This window comes from Vibrio sp. Y58_MX_L22, from assembly GCF_024181865.1.
GTDB classification, from domain to species: Bacteria; Pseudomonadota; Gammaproteobacteria; order Enterobacterales; family Vibrionaceae; genus Vibrio; species Vibrio alginolyticus.
Genome location: NZ_JAMZAN010000003.1, coordinates 261,237 through 276,819, shown reverse-complemented (window position 1 = coordinate 276,819; position 15,583 = coordinate 261,237). Strand labels below are relative to the sequence as shown.

The window sequence follows — 15,583 nt, the reverse complement described above, 5'->3', positions numbered from 1 at the left end:
ATGGTCGAAATGCTAAAACAAAATATTCGTAAAATTCGCTACTTTACTACGCTAGTTTCCATCATTTTAACGGTGATCGCGATCGTCGCTCTAGGCTTTAAAGGGTTGAACCTAGGTTTGGACTTCACTGGCGGTATGGTGACAGAAGTAAAGGTAGATAAGCAGCTAACTAACCATGATCTGCTTGACGTTCTGCAACCAAAGCTTGGTGAATCTGCGTCAGTGACACGCTCTGGTGAAGATGGCCGTTGGGTGATTCGTTACTCTGCGCCGGAAGATGGACAAACGTTGCCAAGTGTAGAAGAGGTGTTGAAGCCAATCTCTCACCAAGTTGATGTTGTCAGCAACAGTATAGTTGGCGCTCAAGTTGGCCAAGACTTGTTTGAACAAGGTGGCTTAGCATTGTTGATTTGTGTGTTGAGTATTCTCGGTTACTTGTGTTTCCGTTTTGAGTGGCGTTTGGCAAGCGGTTCACTGTTTGCTTTGGCTCATGATGTGATCTTAGTGCTTGGTTTCTTTGCAATTACTCAAATGGAGTTCAACTTAACCGTTTTTGCTGCTGTGCTGGCGATTTTAGGTTACTCATTGAATGACTCGATCATCATTGCAGACCGAATCCGTGAGCTGTTGATTGCGAAGCAGAGTTGGAAAACAGAAGACATCAATGATCAAGCTGTTATCGCGACGTTTTCACGCACCATGGTGACATCTGGTACAACACTGATCACCGTTGGAGCATTGTGGATTATGGGAGGAGCGCCTTTGGCTGGTTTCTCAACCGCGATGTTTATTGGTGTTCTGTCTGGTACATGGTCATCGATTTCGATTGGTACCGTGCTGCCAGAGTGGTTGAAACTGGAGCCGAAACATTATCTACCTGTTGAGATCGACGCTGCGCCATAGCATCGTTCTTTTAAGGTAAAAGTGCTTGCGCCACTCATTTTGAGTGGCGCTTTTTTGTGCTTATTTCACGCGCATCAAGCGATGTTTCACAAGTCCCAAATCGAACTCTAAGACTTGTGAGCGCTTCATTGCTTCGACTTTATTCAACATTGGCTCTTGGTAGCCTTTCTTCTTCATCCACTGAAGAGGTACAGAGAAAGCATCTTCATTAACGACATAAGACTCGCCTTTATGCTCACCGCTATAGACGTTCACAACCCAAACTCGGGCTTGAAAGTCCAATACTTCACCCATGACTTTAGCGATTTTATTCAGAATATTTTTCATTGTTTCCAGTTTGCCTCAGCTTAGTAGCAACCAGACACCAACTCCCATCATTAAAGTGCCTGCGATACGGTTCATTAGACGTACATTCTTAGACTGACCTAATACGTGTTTCAACCCTTTACCACCAGTAGCGTACAGAGACATGCAAATGAACTCAAACAGTAAAATAATGGAGACAAGTATGATCAGTTGCGGTGCAAGCGCTGCGTTTTGGTCTATAAAAGGCGGTAAAAGAGAAATCATAAATGCCCAGCCTTTTGGGTTTGCGATTGCGGTAACGAAGCCTTGCATGATCAGTGCGATATTGTCACTCTTTGGTGTTTCTAAGTTGTCGACATTAATCGCAAGTTTCCCTCGCGATCGCCACATTTCAACACCAAGATAGAGTAAATAACCGCCACCAATGAACTTTAACGCGATAAACATCCAAGGATAATTGAGCATAATCGCAGCGATACCTAACACCGCAGAGACTGACACCAGCGCAACACCGAGAAGTTCTCCTATCATCATCCATAACGTGCGACGATAACCGATACTCATACCTAACGTTAGGGCGAGAGTCATGCACATACCAGGCGTGATTGAGACAAAAAAGAAAGTAGGGATGAACATACTGAGCAATGCAAGATTCATATCTGTTGATGATTTAGTGATTAAAGAGAAGCCACAAAGATAGTGCAAAGTGGAAAAGGATGCTACTACAAAGCGAATGATTACTTTCACTAGTAGCTAGTTGATGTTCTTCGAATATATAAATTTAAAATGAAATTATATTTTAATCTATGCGTCATAATAGTGCGTATTGCACCAGTATGAGACAAGCTCTTATATCATTTTCAGATTAAATATATTTAATTTATTATATTTTATCGGTATTAATCATCACTGTATTAAAATAATCGAATTGATAACTAAATTATCATTAAATGCAGTAATTAAATGATATGTTTGATAATTATTTTTACTGATAATTGAATTATTATTCTAATCTCAAGTTTGTTGTAATCATATAGGCTTAAGATTCAGATCTTAAATCATGACATAATGTAACGTCTACCATTCTGTATGTAAGTGCATGATATTTAATAATTATGTTTCTATTTCTGTTGGTGTGGCTTTTGTGGAAGTGTGATTTAAAACAATGACTTATGTAAAATTAACCATTTTATAACATTTCACGGGTAATGAGATCTAAATCAATCTTATGCAATTGGGTGAGTTTTTTATTTGAAATGTAATATTTCTAGGTTAACTTAAAATAAAGGCAGCACGGGATTGGTTGTCAAAAGAATAAATAAACACGTCAGTTGGTGAACTATTTCATCAGTGTATTAAGTTTGCTTTTTAAATGCCGTTAAGAATGGAGTCTTCAATGAAGAAAGTCGCTTTGATCACTGGATCAAAAGGCGGAATTGGTTCTGCTATTTCCTCTCAATTAGTTAATGATGGTTACCGTGTAATTGCTACATATTTCACAGGTAACTACGAATGTGCGCTGGAGTGGTTCAACAGCAAAGGGTTTACCAAAGATCAGGTTCGCCTTTTTGAGTTGGATGTAACAAACACGACAGAGTGTGCAGAGAAATTGGCGCAATTGCTTGGGGAGGAAGGAACCATTGATGTTGTTGTCAACAACGCAGGAATCACACGTGATGGCGTGTTTAAAAAGATGACTGCGCAAGCTTGGAATGATGTCATCAATACCAACCTCAATAGTTTATTCAACGTTACGCAACCCCTCTTTGCTGCAATGTGCGAAAAAGGCGGTGGTCGTGTCATCAATATCTCTTCAGTCAATGGTCTTAAAGGGCAGTTTGGTCAAGCAAACTACTCGGCGGCGAAAGCTGGGATGATCGGTTTCTCTAAAGCCTTAGCATACGAAGGTGCTCGCTCGGGTGTGACAGTTAATGTTATCGCTCCGGGTTACACGGGTACGCCAATGGTTGAGCAAATGAAGCCAGAAGTGCTGGAATCCATCACGAACCAAATTCCAATGAAACGTCTTGCGACACCAGAAGAAATTGCAGCATCAGTGAGCTTCTTGGTCAGCGATGCGGGCGCCTACATCACCGGAGAGACTTTGTCGGTGAACGGCGGCCTATACATGCACTAAGGAGAGAAGATGATGGAAAAAGTATTTATCGTAGCGGCGAAGCGTACTCCAATTGGTGCTTTTGGTGGCAGCCTGAAAAATACTTCTGCTGGCGATCTGGCAGCAGTAGCGATTAAAGGCGCGTTGGAAGCGGCAAAGTTGCCTGGCGACAAGGTTGACGAAGTGATTGTTGGCAACGTTGTTGGTGCAGGTCAAGGAATGGGGGTTGGCCGCCAAGCGGCACTGTTTGCGGGGATTCCTGAATCTGTTCCTGCATATGGCGTAAACATGGTTTGCGGTAGTGGCATGAAAACGGTCATGGATGCCGTGTCCCATATCCGTAGTTGCGATGCTGAGATCGTTGTTGCAGCGGGTGTTGAAGTCATGTCTCAGATTCCGTTTGCCGCACCAAGCAGCATTCGTGATGGCAACAAAATGGGCAATCTGGAGCTAAAAGATCTGCTCGTAGCGGACGGTTTAACCGATGTTTACAACCAATATCACATGGGTGTGACGGCAGAAAACGTAGCAAAACAAATCGGCTTAACTCGCCAGCAGCAAGACGAATACGCGCTGTCTAGCCAACAGAAAGCGGTAGCCGCTATCGAAGCTGGCAAATTTCAAGACGAAATTGTGCCAGTGGAAGTAAAGCAACGCCGTGAAACCGTGATGTTTGATACGGATGAATACCCAAAAGCGAACGCGACAATGGAAGCCTTAAGCAAGCTACGTCCTGCTTTTGACCGCGAAGGCACTGTGACTGCGGGTAATGCATCAGGTATTAACGATGGCGCGAGTGCGATTATCGTGGCGTCTGAAAGCGCAGTTAAAGCGCATGGATTAACGCCGCTTGCTGAGATCGTAAGCTACGCGCAATCGGGTCTTGATCCGAAGATTATGGGCCTAGGTCCTGTTGAGTCAGTCAATAAAGCACTCGAAAAAGCAGAACTCAGTGTACACGACATCGACGTTTACGAGTTAAACGAAGCATTTGCAGCGCAAGCACTTGGCGTGATTCATCAGTTGGCGGAAACAAACCAAGTTCCAGTTAACGCGATTCAAGATAAAGCGAACTTTAACGGTGGTGCTATCGCGCTAGGACACCCGCTTGGTGCTTCTGGCAACCGAATCTTAGTCACGCTGGTTCACGAGCTTCATAAGCAAAATGGTCAATATGGCGTTGCTTCACTTTGTGTGGGCGGCGGCATGGGCACGGCTGTGGTTGTAAAGACAGTTAAGTAATTATTTAAACGGACATTTTTAATTCTTTCTCTAGGAGACAAACCATGTACACAGATTTCTTCAAAACATTTAGCGATCAAACTGAAAAAAATCTAGAACCTTACTTGAAGTTCAACAAGCTAGTGACAAAAAACGTAGAAGTGTTGACCGAGCTTCAATTGAACGCCATTCGCACATACAGTGAAGTGGGTCTAAACCAGATGAAAGCAGCGACAGAAATCAAAGACGTAACGTCATTGACTGCTTTCAACAGTCAGCAACTAAGCGTACTTACTAAACTTTCTCAACAAATGATGGATGACAGCAACAAGCTTCAAGCGATTGCAAAAGAGTTCAAAGAAGACGTTGAGAAAATGACTTCGGAAAATCTAAAGACTGTTACTCCAGCGTAATTTGTCCGATTCTCGCCGCCCCTAGATTTGGGCGGCGTTGTTTTTTCCGAATATAGGAGTAAGACTATGTTTCAACACTTCTTTTCGGACTATCTTGTGAAGCTTCAGGAAACCAATCATCAGTGGTGGCATGATTTCGAAGTGAACAAGGCAGTCGTGAACTCTCCTTTAAACAAGGCCATGCAAGAAGTGAACTTTGAGGATACTGCCAAACTGTTCGAACAAGCTGCGAATCAGCCTGCTGCGATTTTAAAGCTGCAAGCACAGTGGTGGGAACAGCAGCTGCAAATTTGGCAGAATGTTGCATTGGCAGGGAACCAAGCACAAATCGTCGAAGCTGAAAAAGGGGATAAGCGTTTCTCAAACGAAGCGTGGCAAAATGAAGCCATGTATAGCTTCATCAAACAATCCTACCTTTTATTTAGTAAGACCTATCTGGACACCATCGAGTCTTTGGAAGGCTTAGATGAAAAGACGAAAGAACGTATTATTTTTTTCTCTCGCCAAGCCATTAACGCCCTTTCTCCTTCCAACTTCATCGCCACTAACCCAGAGCTTTTGAAGCTGACACTTGAGCAAAACGGTCAAAACTTACTGGCAGGCTTAGAGCAGTTGAAAGAAGACGTTGAGTCGAGCGCAGACATTTTAAAAATTCGTATGACGAATAACAATGCATTCCGCGTGGGCGATGACGTTGCGACGACACAGGGCAATGTGGTTTTTCAAAACGAATTGTTTGAGTTGATTCAATATCGACCTCTAACAGAGAAAGTGAATGCGACGCCGCTGCTCATCGTCCCACCTTTCATCAATAAATACTACATCCTTGATTTAACGGCAAAGAACTCAATGGTTCGATGGTTGTTAGAGCAGGGGCACAGTGTATTTATGATGTCTTGGCGCAATCCAGGCAAGGCACAAGCGCACATAGAGTTTGGTGACTACGTGACAGAAGGCGTAGTGAAAGCCGTCGCTGCAATTGAAGATATAACAGGACAAGAGCAAATCAATGCTGCTGGTTATTGTATTGGTGGTACTGTTTTAGCAAGCACGGTTGCGTACTACGCTGCAAAACGTATGAAGAAGCGCATTAAGTCTGCCACTTTCTTCACCACGTTGCTCGACTTCTCTCAACCAGGTGAAGTCGGCGCGTATATCAATGACACCATTGTTAGTGCAATTGAAGCGCAAAATAACGCAAAAGGATATATGGACGGCCGTTCCTTAAGCGTGACGTTTAGTTTACTGCGTGAAAACAGCTTGTACTGGAACTACTACGTCGACAATTACTTGAAGGGTAACAGTCCGGTTGATTTCGACTTGTTGTACTGGAATAGCGATAGCACCAACGTCAGCGCTGCATCTCACAATTTCTTGCTTCGCGAGCTCTATTTAGAGAACAAGCTGGTGCAAGATAAAGGCGTCAAAATTGGTGGAGTATGGATTGATCTAAATAAGATCAAAATTCCTAGCTATTTTGTGTCAACGAAAGAAGACCACATTGCGTTATGGCAGGGAACTTACCGTGGTGCGCTGAACACGGGTGGTAACAAAACGTTTGTCCTCGGTGAGTCTGGTCATATTGCGGGCATCGTGAACCCTCCAGCTAAAAATAAGTATGGTTATTGGTTGAACGATAATTTGGATGACTCTGCTGATGAGTGGTTGAATAACGCGGAACACAAAGAGGGATCGTGGTGGACACACTGGAACGAGTGGTTACTCCAATTCAACCCTAAAGAGCAAGTTGAGCCTTTCCCTATTGGCTCAGAAAACCATCCGGTTATTGATGAAGCGCCAGGACAATACGTCAAACAGGTTCTGCCAGTAAAAGAATCTTAAACAACTCCCTATAGCAGTAAATCTTAGCGGCCTTTATGGTCGCTTTTTTATGTATGATTGCTTGTTTATTGTTGGCAAGTACCATTGAGCAATAAATAAAAAGCGCCGAGCATTTGCTCGGCGCTCAGTGTCAACAAATAGGCTAGTTGACGAGTAGAGATGCGTTACGTTACACCTCTTTATCCTTACCAAATGACAGCAGCCAGAGAGAGATTGCTGCTACCGCCACAAAGCCGGAAAGAATAATCACTGGCATAGCACTGTAGCCAAGGATATGCCAAATTACAGATTCTAATGTACTCATGGTAAGTCTCCTTAGTGCCAGCCTTCAACGCCGCTCATGTCTGGTAGTTTGTGCGCAATACCTTTGTGACAGTCTACACATGTTTTCTCGCCTGAAGCTAGAGCGGTGGAGTGTTGTTCTGCCGCACGTGATCCTTGCTGAGAGTAATCCATGAAATCAAACTCATGACAGTTACGACATTCAAGAGAGTCATTCTTTTTCATACGTGCCCACTCTCGCTCTGCGAGGTGTCCACGACGCTCTTGGAACTTCTCTGGCGTATCGATCGTCTTCGTTACGAAGTGTGCAAATAGCTCTTTAGATGCCTGTACTTTACGAACGATCTTATCCGTCCATTCATGAGGAACGTGACAGTCTGAACAAATCGCACGAACACCAGAACGGTTGGAGTAGTGAATTGTTTCTTGAATTTCAGCAACGATCGGCGCGTGACAGCCAGAACAGAATTCTTCTGTGTTGGTTGCTTCCATACCTGTGTTGAATGCGCCCCAAAATAGAAGGCCACCAGCGAAGCCTAGAAATAAAACCACACCAGCGGCAGCTTTACTCGGGCTCGACAGTCTCTTCCAAAACGCTTTAAGTATTTTCATAAGTAACCTCTTAGTACTCGCGTTTCAATTACTGAAGCGAATCGACTGCCTTAAACTCGTTTTCCACTAGTGGTTTTGCATCCGTTTGTGGAACGTGACATTGCAAACAGAAGTAACGACGAGGAGACATATCTGCCAGTACCGCATCTTCTCTGTTTACATAGTGCGTTACGCTAATTTTAGTCGCACCTGACTCTTTTGCATTTTTCCAGCTATGGCATGCAAGACACTTGTTAGCATTTAACGAAATTTCGTAGTGACGAATGCTGTGTGGGATCAACGGTGGTTGATAAACATAGCTGTCTTCAACAATTTGATCTTTAGGGAAGTCTTTGAACTCGTCTGCTGGACGCGTATCTTCCAATTGAGACATTCCACGTAAAGATTCTAGACCTCCAATACCACCTGGATTATCCAACTCAGCTTGCGCAATGCCTGTCACTAACGCACCTACAGATAAAACTGCGACAAGTAATTTTTTCATCATTTCATCTCCGCCTTTATGGCTTAAATTCTTTATTAGGCCGCCATAATGACGGCCGTAGCATTCAGTATCTGCAGGTTAAGCAATCTTAGTGATTTTGACTGGGCACTTCTTAAAGTCTGTCTGTTTAGACAGTGGATCAGTCGCATCTAGGATAAGCTTGTTAATCAAAATACGTGCATCAAAGAACGGTACGAATACCAAACCTTTTGGCGGACGGTTACGACCGCGAGTTTCAACACGAACGCGTACTTCACCGCGTTTGTTTGCCATGAGTACTTCTTCACCACGACGAACATTGCGTGCTTTTGCGTCTTCTGGGTGCATGTAACACACTGCGTCTGGTACTGCTTTGTATAATTCAGGTACACGACGAGTCATGGTGCCTGTGTGCCAATGTTCAAGAACACGACCAGTACATAACCACATATCAAATTCATCGTTCGGTACTTCTGGTGGCGCTTCGTATGGCGCGGAAATGATCTTCGCTTTGCCATCAGCATTGCCGTAGAAGTCCCAACCAGAGCCTTCTTTCGCGTATGGGTCTGAACCTTCTTTAAAGCGCCACTGTGTTTCCTTACCATCAACAACAGGCCAACGTAGACCACGTACTTGGTGGTAGCGGTCGTATGGAGCCAAATCATGCCCGTGACCACGGCCAAATGTTGCGTATTCCTCAAACAGACCTTTTTGAACATAGAAACCGAAGTGGTGAGCATCGTCATTCAGTTCACGAGCTTCTTCGATAGGGAATTTGTCGACGTTACCATTGCGGTAAAGTACGTCGTACATTGTTTTACCACGGTATTGAGGCGCTTTCGCTAGAAGCTCTTCAGGCCATACTTCTTCCATTTTGAAGCGTTTCGAGAACTCCATTAGTTGCCAAAGGTCCGATTTTGCTTGACCGACTGTGCCCACTTGTTGGTACCAAGCTTGGGTACGACGCTCTGCGTTACCGTAAGCACCTTCTTTTTCAATCCACATTGCGGTAGGAAGAATAAGGTCTGCTGCTTGTGCTGTTGCTGTCGGGTATGGGTCAGACACAACGATGAAGTTTTCTGGGTTGCGGTAACCTGGAAGACGTTCTGTGTTGATGTTTGGACCGGCTTGCATGTTGTTGTTACATTGAACCCAGTAACAGTTCAGAACGCCGTCATTCAGCATACGGTCTTGCAATACGGCGTGGAAGCCAGGTTTTGGTGGAATCGTACCTTCTGGCAGTTTCCAGATGTCTTCTGCAATCTTACGGTGTTTAGGGTTAGCAACCACCATGTCCGCTGGTAGGCGGTGAGCAAACGTACCAACCTCACGAGCGGTACCACATGCTGATGGTTGGCCCGTTAGTGAGAATGGGCTGTTCCCCGGAGTCGAGATCTTACCGGTTAGTAGGTGGATGTTGTAAACCAAGTTATTCATCCATACACCACGAGTATGCTGGTTCATACCCATCGTCCATAGAGACATTACTTTCGTGTTTGGATCCGCGTATTGCTTCGCAAGCTCGATAAGCTTCTCTTTCTCAACACCAGAGATTTCAGATGCTTTCTCTACTGTGTATGGCGCTACTGATTTCTTGTACTCTTCGAATGAGATAGAAGTGAGTTTGCCAGAGTTCGGGTTCTTCGCTGCTTTTTGTAGCGGATCATCGTCACGTAGACCGTAGCCGATGTCAGTGTCTGCTTGAGTGAAGTTCGTGTGTTTGTTCACGAAGTCCCAGTTTACTGCATCGTTTTCGATGATGTAGTTTGCGATGAAGTTAGCAATTGCAAGGTCAGACTGAGGATTGAAAATGTAGCCGTGGTCTGCCAACTCAAATGAACGATGGTAGTAAGTAGAAAGCACGTTCACTTTAACGTGAGGGTGGCTTAGGCGGCGGTCAGTAATGCGAGTCCATAGAACCGGGTGCATCTCTGCCATGTTTGAGCCCCAAAGAACGAAAGCGTCTGCGTTCTCAAAGTCATCGTAACAACCCATTGGCTCATCGATACCGAATGCGCGCATGAAACCTACAACGGCAGAAGCCATACAGTGACGAGCGTTTGGATCAATGTTGTTTGATCGGAAGCCTGCTTTCATTAACTTTGACGCAGCGTAGCCTTCCATTACTGTCCATTGGCCTGAGCCAAACATACCTACGCTTGTTGGGCCTTTTGTCTCGAGGGAAGCTTTCCATTTCTCAGCCATGATGTCGAAAGCGTCATCCCAAGAGATAGGTGTAAATTCACCATCTTTGTGGAATTTGCCATCTTTCATTCGTAGCATCGGTTGAGTTAGACGGTCTTGACCGTACATGATCTTAGAAAGGAAGTAACCTTTGATACAGTTCAGACCTTTGTTTACTGGTGCTTCTGGGTCACCCTGTGTTGCTACCACTTTGCCGTTTTGAGTGCCAACAAGAACAGAACAGCCTGTACCACAGAAACGACAAGGTGCTTTGTCCCATGTGATTTTGGTTTGATCAGAGCTTGCAATCAGGTTGGCTGCAGATGCTGGTAGTGTCACACCTGCGACAGCAGCAGCTGATGCAGCCGCGTTTGCTTTCACAAACGCACGTCTTGTCATTTTCATACTTCACCCTCGATTTGGGAATGTTGTGTTCCAGTGTCTTCTTCATCCGTTTCTTCAAGCCCAGTTTCGATTTGGTGATAAACCAATACCGTGCTTAAGACGTTCGGTAAATTGTTAATGGCGTCGATAGTGTCTGTGATGAAACCTTGGTTCTCAGTTTCAAGTACGACGATAATCTTGCCTTCAGGACTGTCACCATAGATTTCCGCATTTTCGTGTGCTTCTATCTTTTGTTTGATTTCGTCCAAATGTTCCGGCAGCACATGTACTACCAAACTTGAAATATGCACTTCATTTAGTGACATATAGCTCTCTCATTTATTTTTATTGCCTTTGGCCGACGACATTCGGCTTAGGCAGTTATATTGCTCACATTGATGGATGAAGTCGGGCACACTGAAACACAGGCGCCGCAGCCGTTACACTCATCAAGGTCTAAATTGGGTTGTGCTACTTTCCCCAGTTCTAATTTGAACTGAATTGCCATCGGGTCGCACATATCCCCACAGCTTCGGCATTCGACATTTTGTTTTGCTAAGCAGTTATCGTTGATACTTGCTTTTGCTTGCCAAGGTTGTTCTGTATCTGGCAAGAAAAGGGGCTCAGGACAGGCGTTTGCACATTGATAGCAAAATGTGCATTCATCGATGGAAAAATCGACCGAGGGGAATCCGCCATCACTTTTGGTTATAATCTTTGTTTCACAGGCCTCAATGCATTTACCGCAGCGAGTGCAATCGTCCGTAAACTGTTCCGGTTTAGTTAACCAAGGCAAACGTACGGCGTTGTCGGGGTGCGCTTTTCTTGCAAAGAGTCTTCTTCTGGAAAGGTCTACCACTTAGTCACCTCGAAACTTGGAACCCAAACTAAGCATAGTCCACAATTTTCATTAATAAACTGTCATTTAAACTAACGAAATTGTAGTTTTTGACATATTTGTATAAATACCTCTTAGGGGGTAAATGGTATGCAATATTGTTTTGGATCAATAAATTCCGTCGCAGGTGATCACATATTGATAAAGTTGAAAGGTAATGGGTTCATTGCACGTACAAATAGGATTGTTAATGGGCGAGGAACTCAGATTGTTTAAAAATGTGAAAAAGTCAGTGACGCGCACGATTGCGTCCGCGATGCTTCTTATTTTGCTGCTCTCAGTCGCTACGACTGGTTTTGCGATTTTTACGTTAGCGTCCAGTTTGAACGATGCTGAAGCCGTCAATGTTGCTGGCTCGATGCGAATGCAAAGCTACCGTCTGGCGAATGATATTCAGGTTAAATCTGTTGACTATTCTTCACATATTGACGCATTTGAACATTCGATATATTCACCTTCAATGAAAGCGCTTCAGCATTGGTCTGTGCCAGAAGACATCACTCACGATTACTACCGTCTTATTATCAGATGGCATGAACTCAAGGCGGTGCTTAGAGGAGACAACCCGGCAGAATATCAACTCCTAGTGGCCGGTTTTGTTGAACAAATCGATGAGTTTGTATTTAAGCTGCAAAGCTTTTCGGAGCAAAAACTGATTAACTTAGCCTGGATCGGCGGGTTAGGGTTGGGTGGCATCCTTTGTGTCAGTATGTTTGTCGTTCATTTTGTGCGCCTCGAAGTTGTTCGGCCTCTGCGTGCCTTAGTTTTTGCTAGCGAGCAAATTAAAAATCGCTCATTCAATATATCGCTCAATGTATCTAGCGATAATGAAATGGGAATACTGACTCGAACCTTTAACCGGATGGCGACAGACCTTGGTAAGTTGTACCGAGGATTAGAGCAAGCGGTTGATGAGAAAACACGTAAATTGCAGCATGCCAACCAGTCTTTAGAAGTGCTGTATGACTCGTCAAAAGAACTCACGGCGTCGCGTATTAATCAAGACAATTTCCAGGCGATTTTGCAGCATATTGTCAGTCTTGAGGGCATTAAAGCGGTCAAACTTGAAATCGAGCAGCTGGGAGAACCGAGCTGGATATTGATGGAAGGAGAAGAATGCTGCCAAGATTGTGATGAAGATTGCCACGGTAAAGCCCTGATGCTAGATGGCGAGCACTTGGGCTATTTATATTGGAAAGCAGGGTTACCTTGTCCGAACGAGGCTCTTATTGACAACTTCGTGCAGATTTTATCACGCGCCGTGTATTACAATCGGGCGCAGCGCCAAGCAGAACAAATTCTGCTGATGGAAGAGCGAGCCACTATTGCTCGGGAGTTGCATGATTCATTGGCTCAAGCACTCTCTTACTTAAAAATTCAGGTCGCTTTGTTAAAGAGAAGCGTAAAGAACTTACCTGACGAAAAGGCGATCGCGCAGGCTAATCAAGTTATTGCTGAGCTAGATACGGGCTTATCTGCGGCTTATACGCAGTTACGCGAGTTGCTGACGACGTTTCGTCTTACGATTAAAGAGGGCAGTTTTGGCCAAGCATTGCAAGACATGGTTGAAACGCTCAGTGAACAAACTGCTGCGGACATTACGCTAAAAAATAGACTTTCATCAACTGAACTGGATGCACATCAGCAGGTTCATTTACTACAGTTGATAAGAGAAGCGGCAATTAATGCTATCAAACATGCGCAAGCAGATAATATTCACATTCAATGTCTCGATAATGATGGAAAAGTCACAGTAACCGTTAGCGACGATGGAATAGGCTTTGAACATCAAGACGAAAAATTAAATCATTACGGTATGAGTATCATGCAAGAGCGGGCCGCTAGACTGCATGCCGATCTTCACATCGAAGCATCGATAAACAAAGGTTGTACCGTAAAATTAGAATTCCAACATAGTAAGGAAGTAAACAGTGACAGTGTGTAAAGTAATGCTGGTGGATGATCATCCACTCATGCGAAGAGGTATCCACCAGCTTTTAAGCTTTGAGCCTGAGTTTGAGGTTATTGCAGAAGCAAGTAATGGCGCGGATGCAGTAGCGAAAGCGCATGAGCTGGAACTGGATCTTGTACTTCTTGATCTTAATATGAAAGGCATGTCTGGCCTTGATACTTTGCAAGCACTGCGTGCAGATGGCTGTGAAGCCAGAATTGTCATTCTAACCGTTTCAGATAGCCCAGCAGATATCGAAGCAATAGTTCGAAGTGGTGCCGATGGCTATTTATTGAAAGACACTGAGCCCGATGAGTTGGTTGAGTTGCTAAAACAAGCGCACCAAGGGGACAAGGCATACAGCCAAGAAGTTTCTAAGTATTTGAGTGAACGTTCAGAGCAAGAGGACGTGTTTGATACACTGACCGATCGTGAATCGCAGATCTTAAGAGAGGTGGCAAGAGGTTTCCGCAACAAGCAAATTGCCGATCGTCTTTTTATCTCTGAGTCTACGGTTAAAGTACATATGAAGAGTTTACTTAAAAAGCTTCAAGTTCCTTCTCGTACTGCAGCAACCGTCCTTTATCTTGAGCGCTTTGGCGACATCAAATAACATTGTTGGATTTGAATCTGTAATAATAAATAAAATCAAACAGTTATATTGATTCTGACGAATAAAAAAACCGCCTGTTAGGCGGTTTTTTTACTTGTCTGGGCGAATAGAGTACAAGTCACTGTTGTGCTTACCACACTCCAAATAGTACTGATAAGCCACTTTTTTGCTTTCAGCAATGACTCTCATGCAGTGCATTTTCCCCTGTTCAAAATATCGAATCTCATATTCTACACTGGTATCAAGTTGCTCAGCGGCTGCCATACTTCGCCTCCATAAACCATCCAAAAAACATCCATGCAAATTATATGCCGTTATAGGGAGCGTCGTTCGGTACGTTTTTTAGCCGATAATTGCGCTCTAACTCACTTTTTTGCGGATAGCTGTGATCAAAAAGTTAATTTCAAACTCTATATATTATTAAGGTGGCAATCAATATTTGTCACACTGGTGTAAGTTTGCCGCAATACTAAGTGATACAGGTTGAGTATAGAACTTAATCAACAGAAAAGGGAATACGAATAAGTGACTAAATTAAAGGATGTATCTAATAAGGCGCTTCGTTATGGCCTTCTATTTTGTTTCGTATTTCTGCTTGCCGGTTGTGCGAAAAAGTTTTTATACAGCAATATCGATTGGTTCGTGCTCGATTACTTAGAGGACTATGTCTCGTTGCAAGGGGAACAAGAAGTCCTAGTGGAAGAGCGCTTATTACTGTTGGCAGACTGGCACAAGAAAGAGGAGTTACCATTATATATCGAACATCTAAAAGACCTTGAGAGATTAAAAGCGAGCGATATCACCTTAAATTACTTACAACAAAATCGAGATAGAATGCGAGCGCATTACGATAGAGTGGTCAGCAAAGCAGCACCAGATCTTTTTGCGTTAAGTTTGCAATTAACGAAAGAGCAAGAACGCGAGTTTTTGAGTAATGTACAAGAACATTATCAAGAGCGAAACGCAAAATATGCCGATAAGACAGAAGACGAAGTGCGTGAAATTATTCTGGATAACACTGAAGAGTGGATGGAAGAATGGCTAGGGAATCTATCAGGAAATCAGCGTCAATTAGCTCAAAGATTTTCTCAGCAAGTTATTTTAAACAGCCCTTTATGGAGAGATTATCGAGCCACGGTATATCAAGAGCTCGAATACTTGTTCGACAACAAATCTAATGTTGTGACTTATCAAGATATATTTATGCGACTCTTGTTCGAGCCAGAGAGTTATTATAGTGAGCAGCTTTCTCTGAATATTGACTCTAACTTTGCATTGGTTGATCAACTGACATTAGATGTTTCTCGTTCGATGACCGATAAGCAATGGCGTCATTTTCGTGAAAAGGTTAAAGAGTGGCGAGTACTGGCTGAGGAGCTTTTAGATTAAATTCAT

At 43.7% G+C, this 15,583-nt stretch carries 17 protein-coding genes; 8 read left to right on the top strand and 9 right to left on the bottom strand.

Features of this window, described 5'->3' with window-relative positions:
• The gene (gene secF / locus NL626_RS08930) at positions 1-903 is read left to right on the top strand and encodes a protein translocase subunit SecF (RefSeq protein ID WP_005373567.1); all 903 of its coding nucleotides are present in this window, start codon (positions 1-3) and stop codon (positions 901-903) included.
• Positions 904-963: 60 nt separating this feature from the next.
• Here the strand turns inward: secF and NL626_RS08925 are convergent, their stop codons facing one another.
• Both NL626_RS08925 and NL626_RS08920 read right to left on the bottom strand, forming a co-directional pair.
• A complete protein-coding gene (locus NL626_RS08925; RefSeq protein WP_005373566.1) occupies positions 964-1,230 on the bottom strand; it encodes a hypothetical protein in 267 nt (88 codons plus the stop codon).
• 15 nt (positions 1,231-1,245) lie between these two features.
• On the bottom strand, positions 1,246-1,866 hold the full coding sequence (locus NL626_RS08920; protein ID WP_021035942.1) for a LysE family translocator: 621 nt from the start codon (positions 1,864-1,866) through the stop codon (positions 1,246-1,248).
• A 739-nt stretch (positions 1,867-2,605) separates the two neighbouring features.
• Between NL626_RS08920 and NL626_RS08915 the strand changes: the two genes are divergently transcribed.
• The 4 genes from NL626_RS08915 (at position 2,606) to phaC (ending at position 6,801) form a co-directional block, all read left to right on the top strand.
• The gene (locus NL626_RS08915; protein WP_005373555.1) at positions 2,606-3,346 is read left to right on the top strand and encodes an SDR family oxidoreductase; all 741 of its coding nucleotides are present in this window, start codon (positions 2,606-2,608) and stop codon (positions 3,344-3,346) included.
• 12 nt (positions 3,347-3,358) lie between these two features.
• Positions 3,359-4,567 carry an acetyl-CoA C-acetyltransferase gene (locus NL626_RS08910; RefSeq protein WP_213969646.1) on the top strand — a complete coding sequence of 403 codons (1,209 nt, stop codon included), beginning with the start codon at positions 3,359-3,361 and terminating at the stop codon, positions 4,565-4,567.
• A 44-nt stretch (positions 4,568-4,611) separates the two neighbouring features.
• Positions 4,612-4,959: a phasin family protein gene (locus NL626_RS08905; protein ID WP_005373550.1), complete on the top strand. Its 348-nt coding sequence runs from the start codon at positions 4,612-4,614 to the stop codon at positions 4,957-4,959.
• Positions 4,960-5,025: 66 nt separating this feature from the next.
• Entirely contained in the window at positions 5,026-6,801 is a 1,776-nt protein-coding gene (phaC, locus tag NL626_RS08900; protein ID WP_017819891.1) for a class I poly(R)-hydroxyalkanoic acid synthase, read from the top strand.
• Between the two features lie 169 nt (positions 6,802-6,970).
• On the opposite strand, the gene NL626_RS08895 is transcribed toward phaC, so the two are convergent.
• From NL626_RS08895 to napF, 6 genes are all read right to left on the bottom strand, one after another.
• Complete coding sequence (locus NL626_RS08895) at positions 6,971-7,105, bottom strand: TIGR02808 family protein (protein WP_005373546.1); 135 nt, start codon at positions 7,103-7,105, stop codon at positions 6,971-6,973.
• Between the two features lie 11 nt (positions 7,106-7,116).
• On the bottom strand, positions 7,117-7,695 hold the full coding sequence (locus tag NL626_RS08890; protein ID WP_005373542.1) for a NapC/NirT family cytochrome c: 579 nt from the start codon (positions 7,693-7,695) through the stop codon (positions 7,117-7,119).
• 28 nt (positions 7,696-7,723) lie between these two features.
• The gene (locus tag NL626_RS08885) at positions 7,724-8,179 is read right to left on the bottom strand and encodes a nitrate reductase cytochrome c-type subunit (protein WP_005389061.1); all 456 of its coding nucleotides are present in this window, start codon (positions 8,177-8,179) and stop codon (positions 7,724-7,726) included.
• Positions 8,180-8,257: 78 nt separating this feature from the next.
• Complete coding sequence (gene napA, locus NL626_RS08880; RefSeq protein WP_253657242.1) at positions 8,258-10,747, bottom strand: periplasmic nitrate reductase subunit alpha; 2,490 nt, start codon at positions 10,745-10,747, stop codon at positions 8,258-8,260.
• Positions 10,744-11,052, bottom strand: coding sequence for a chaperone NapD (locus NL626_RS08875; protein WP_005373535.1), 309 nt, complete (start codon positions 11,050-11,052; stop codon positions 10,744-10,746). Before NL626_RS08875 ends, napA begins: the two co-directional genes overlap by 4 nt.
• Before the next feature lie 47 nt (positions 11,053-11,099).
• Positions 11,100-11,585 carry a ferredoxin-type protein NapF gene (napF, locus tag NL626_RS08870; RefSeq protein ID WP_104976222.1) on the bottom strand — a complete coding sequence of 162 codons (486 nt, stop codon included), beginning with the start codon at positions 11,583-11,585 and terminating at the stop codon, positions 11,100-11,102.
• Positions 11,586-11,832: 247 nt separating this feature from the next.
• Between napF and narQ the strand changes: the two genes are divergently transcribed.
• Together narQ and NL626_RS08860 are read left to right on the top strand one after the other, a co-directional pair.
• A complete protein-coding gene (gene narQ / locus NL626_RS08865) occupies positions 11,833-13,569 on the top strand; it encodes a nitrate/nitrite two-component system sensor histidine kinase NarQ (protein ID WP_025767926.1) in 1,737 nt (578 codons plus the stop codon).
• Positions 13,570-13,573: 4 nt separating this feature from the next.
• Entirely contained in the window at positions 13,574-14,188 is a 615-nt protein-coding gene (locus tag NL626_RS08860; RefSeq protein WP_031777156.1) for a response regulator, read from the top strand.
• A 90-nt stretch (positions 14,189-14,278) separates the two neighbouring features.
• On the opposite strand, the gene NL626_RS08855 is transcribed toward NL626_RS08860, so the two are convergent.
• Complete coding sequence (locus NL626_RS08855; protein ID WP_005373524.1) at positions 14,279-14,452, bottom strand: hypothetical protein; 174 nt, start codon at positions 14,450-14,452, stop codon at positions 14,279-14,281.
• Positions 14,453-14,713: 261 nt separating this feature from the next.
• Between NL626_RS08855 and NL626_RS08850 the strand changes: the two genes are divergently transcribed.
• Positions 14,714-15,577: a DUF6279 family lipoprotein gene (locus NL626_RS08850; RefSeq protein WP_005389049.1), complete on the top strand. Its 864-nt coding sequence runs from the start codon at positions 14,714-14,716 to the stop codon at positions 15,575-15,577.
• The last annotated feature ends 6 nt before the right edge of the window (positions 15,578-15,583 follow it).

Coding starts and splice junctions, on each gene's coding strand:
- NL626_RS08905 (WP_005373550.1), top strand. CDS start 4,612: ATGTACACAGATTTCTTCAAAACATTTAGCGATCAAACTGAAAAAAAT.
- NL626_RS08860 (WP_031777156.1), top strand. CDS start 13,574: ATGCTGGTGGATGATCATCCACTCATGCGAAGAGGTATCCACCAGCTT.
- NL626_RS08920 (WP_021035942.1), bottom strand. CDS start 1,866: ATGAATCTTGCATTGCTCAGTATGTTCATCCCTACTTTCTTTTTTGTC.
- NL626_RS08875 (WP_005373535.1), bottom strand. CDS start 11,052: ATGTCACTAAATGAAGTGCATATTTCAAGTTTGGTAGTACATGTGCTG.
- napA (WP_253657242.1), bottom strand. CDS start 10,747: ATGAAAATGACAAGACGTGCGTTTGTGAAAGCAAACGCGGCTGCATCA.
- secF (WP_005373567.1), top strand. CDS start 1: ATGGTCGAAATGCTAAAACAAAATATTCGTAAAATTCGCTACTTTACT.
- NL626_RS08925 (WP_005373566.1), bottom strand. CDS start 1,230: ATGAAAAATATTCTGAATAAAATCGCTAAAGTCATGGGTGAAGTATTG.
- NL626_RS08885 (WP_005389061.1), bottom strand. CDS start 8,179: ATGAAAAAATTACTTGTCGCAGTTTTATCTGTAGGTGCGTTAGTGACA.
- NL626_RS08895 (WP_005373546.1), bottom strand. CDS start 7,105: ATGAGTACATTAGAATCTGTAATTTGGCATATCCTTGGCTACAGTGCT.
- NL626_RS08855 (WP_005373524.1), bottom strand. CDS start 14,452: ATGGCAGCCGCTGAGCAACTTGATACCAGTGTAGAATATGAGATTCGA.
- NL626_RS08915 (WP_005373555.1), top strand. CDS start 2,606: ATGAAGAAAGTCGCTTTGATCACTGGATCAAAAGGCGGAATTGGTTCT.
- NL626_RS08910 (WP_213969646.1), top strand. CDS start 3,359: ATGGAAAAAGTATTTATCGTAGCGGCGAAGCGTACTCCAATTGGTGCT.
- NL626_RS08890 (WP_005373542.1), bottom strand. CDS start 7,695: ATGAAAATACTTAAAGCGTTTTGGAAGAGACTGTCGAGCCCGAGTAAA.
- phaC (WP_017819891.1), top strand. CDS start 5,026: ATGTTTCAACACTTCTTTTCGGACTATCTTGTGAAGCTTCAGGAAACC.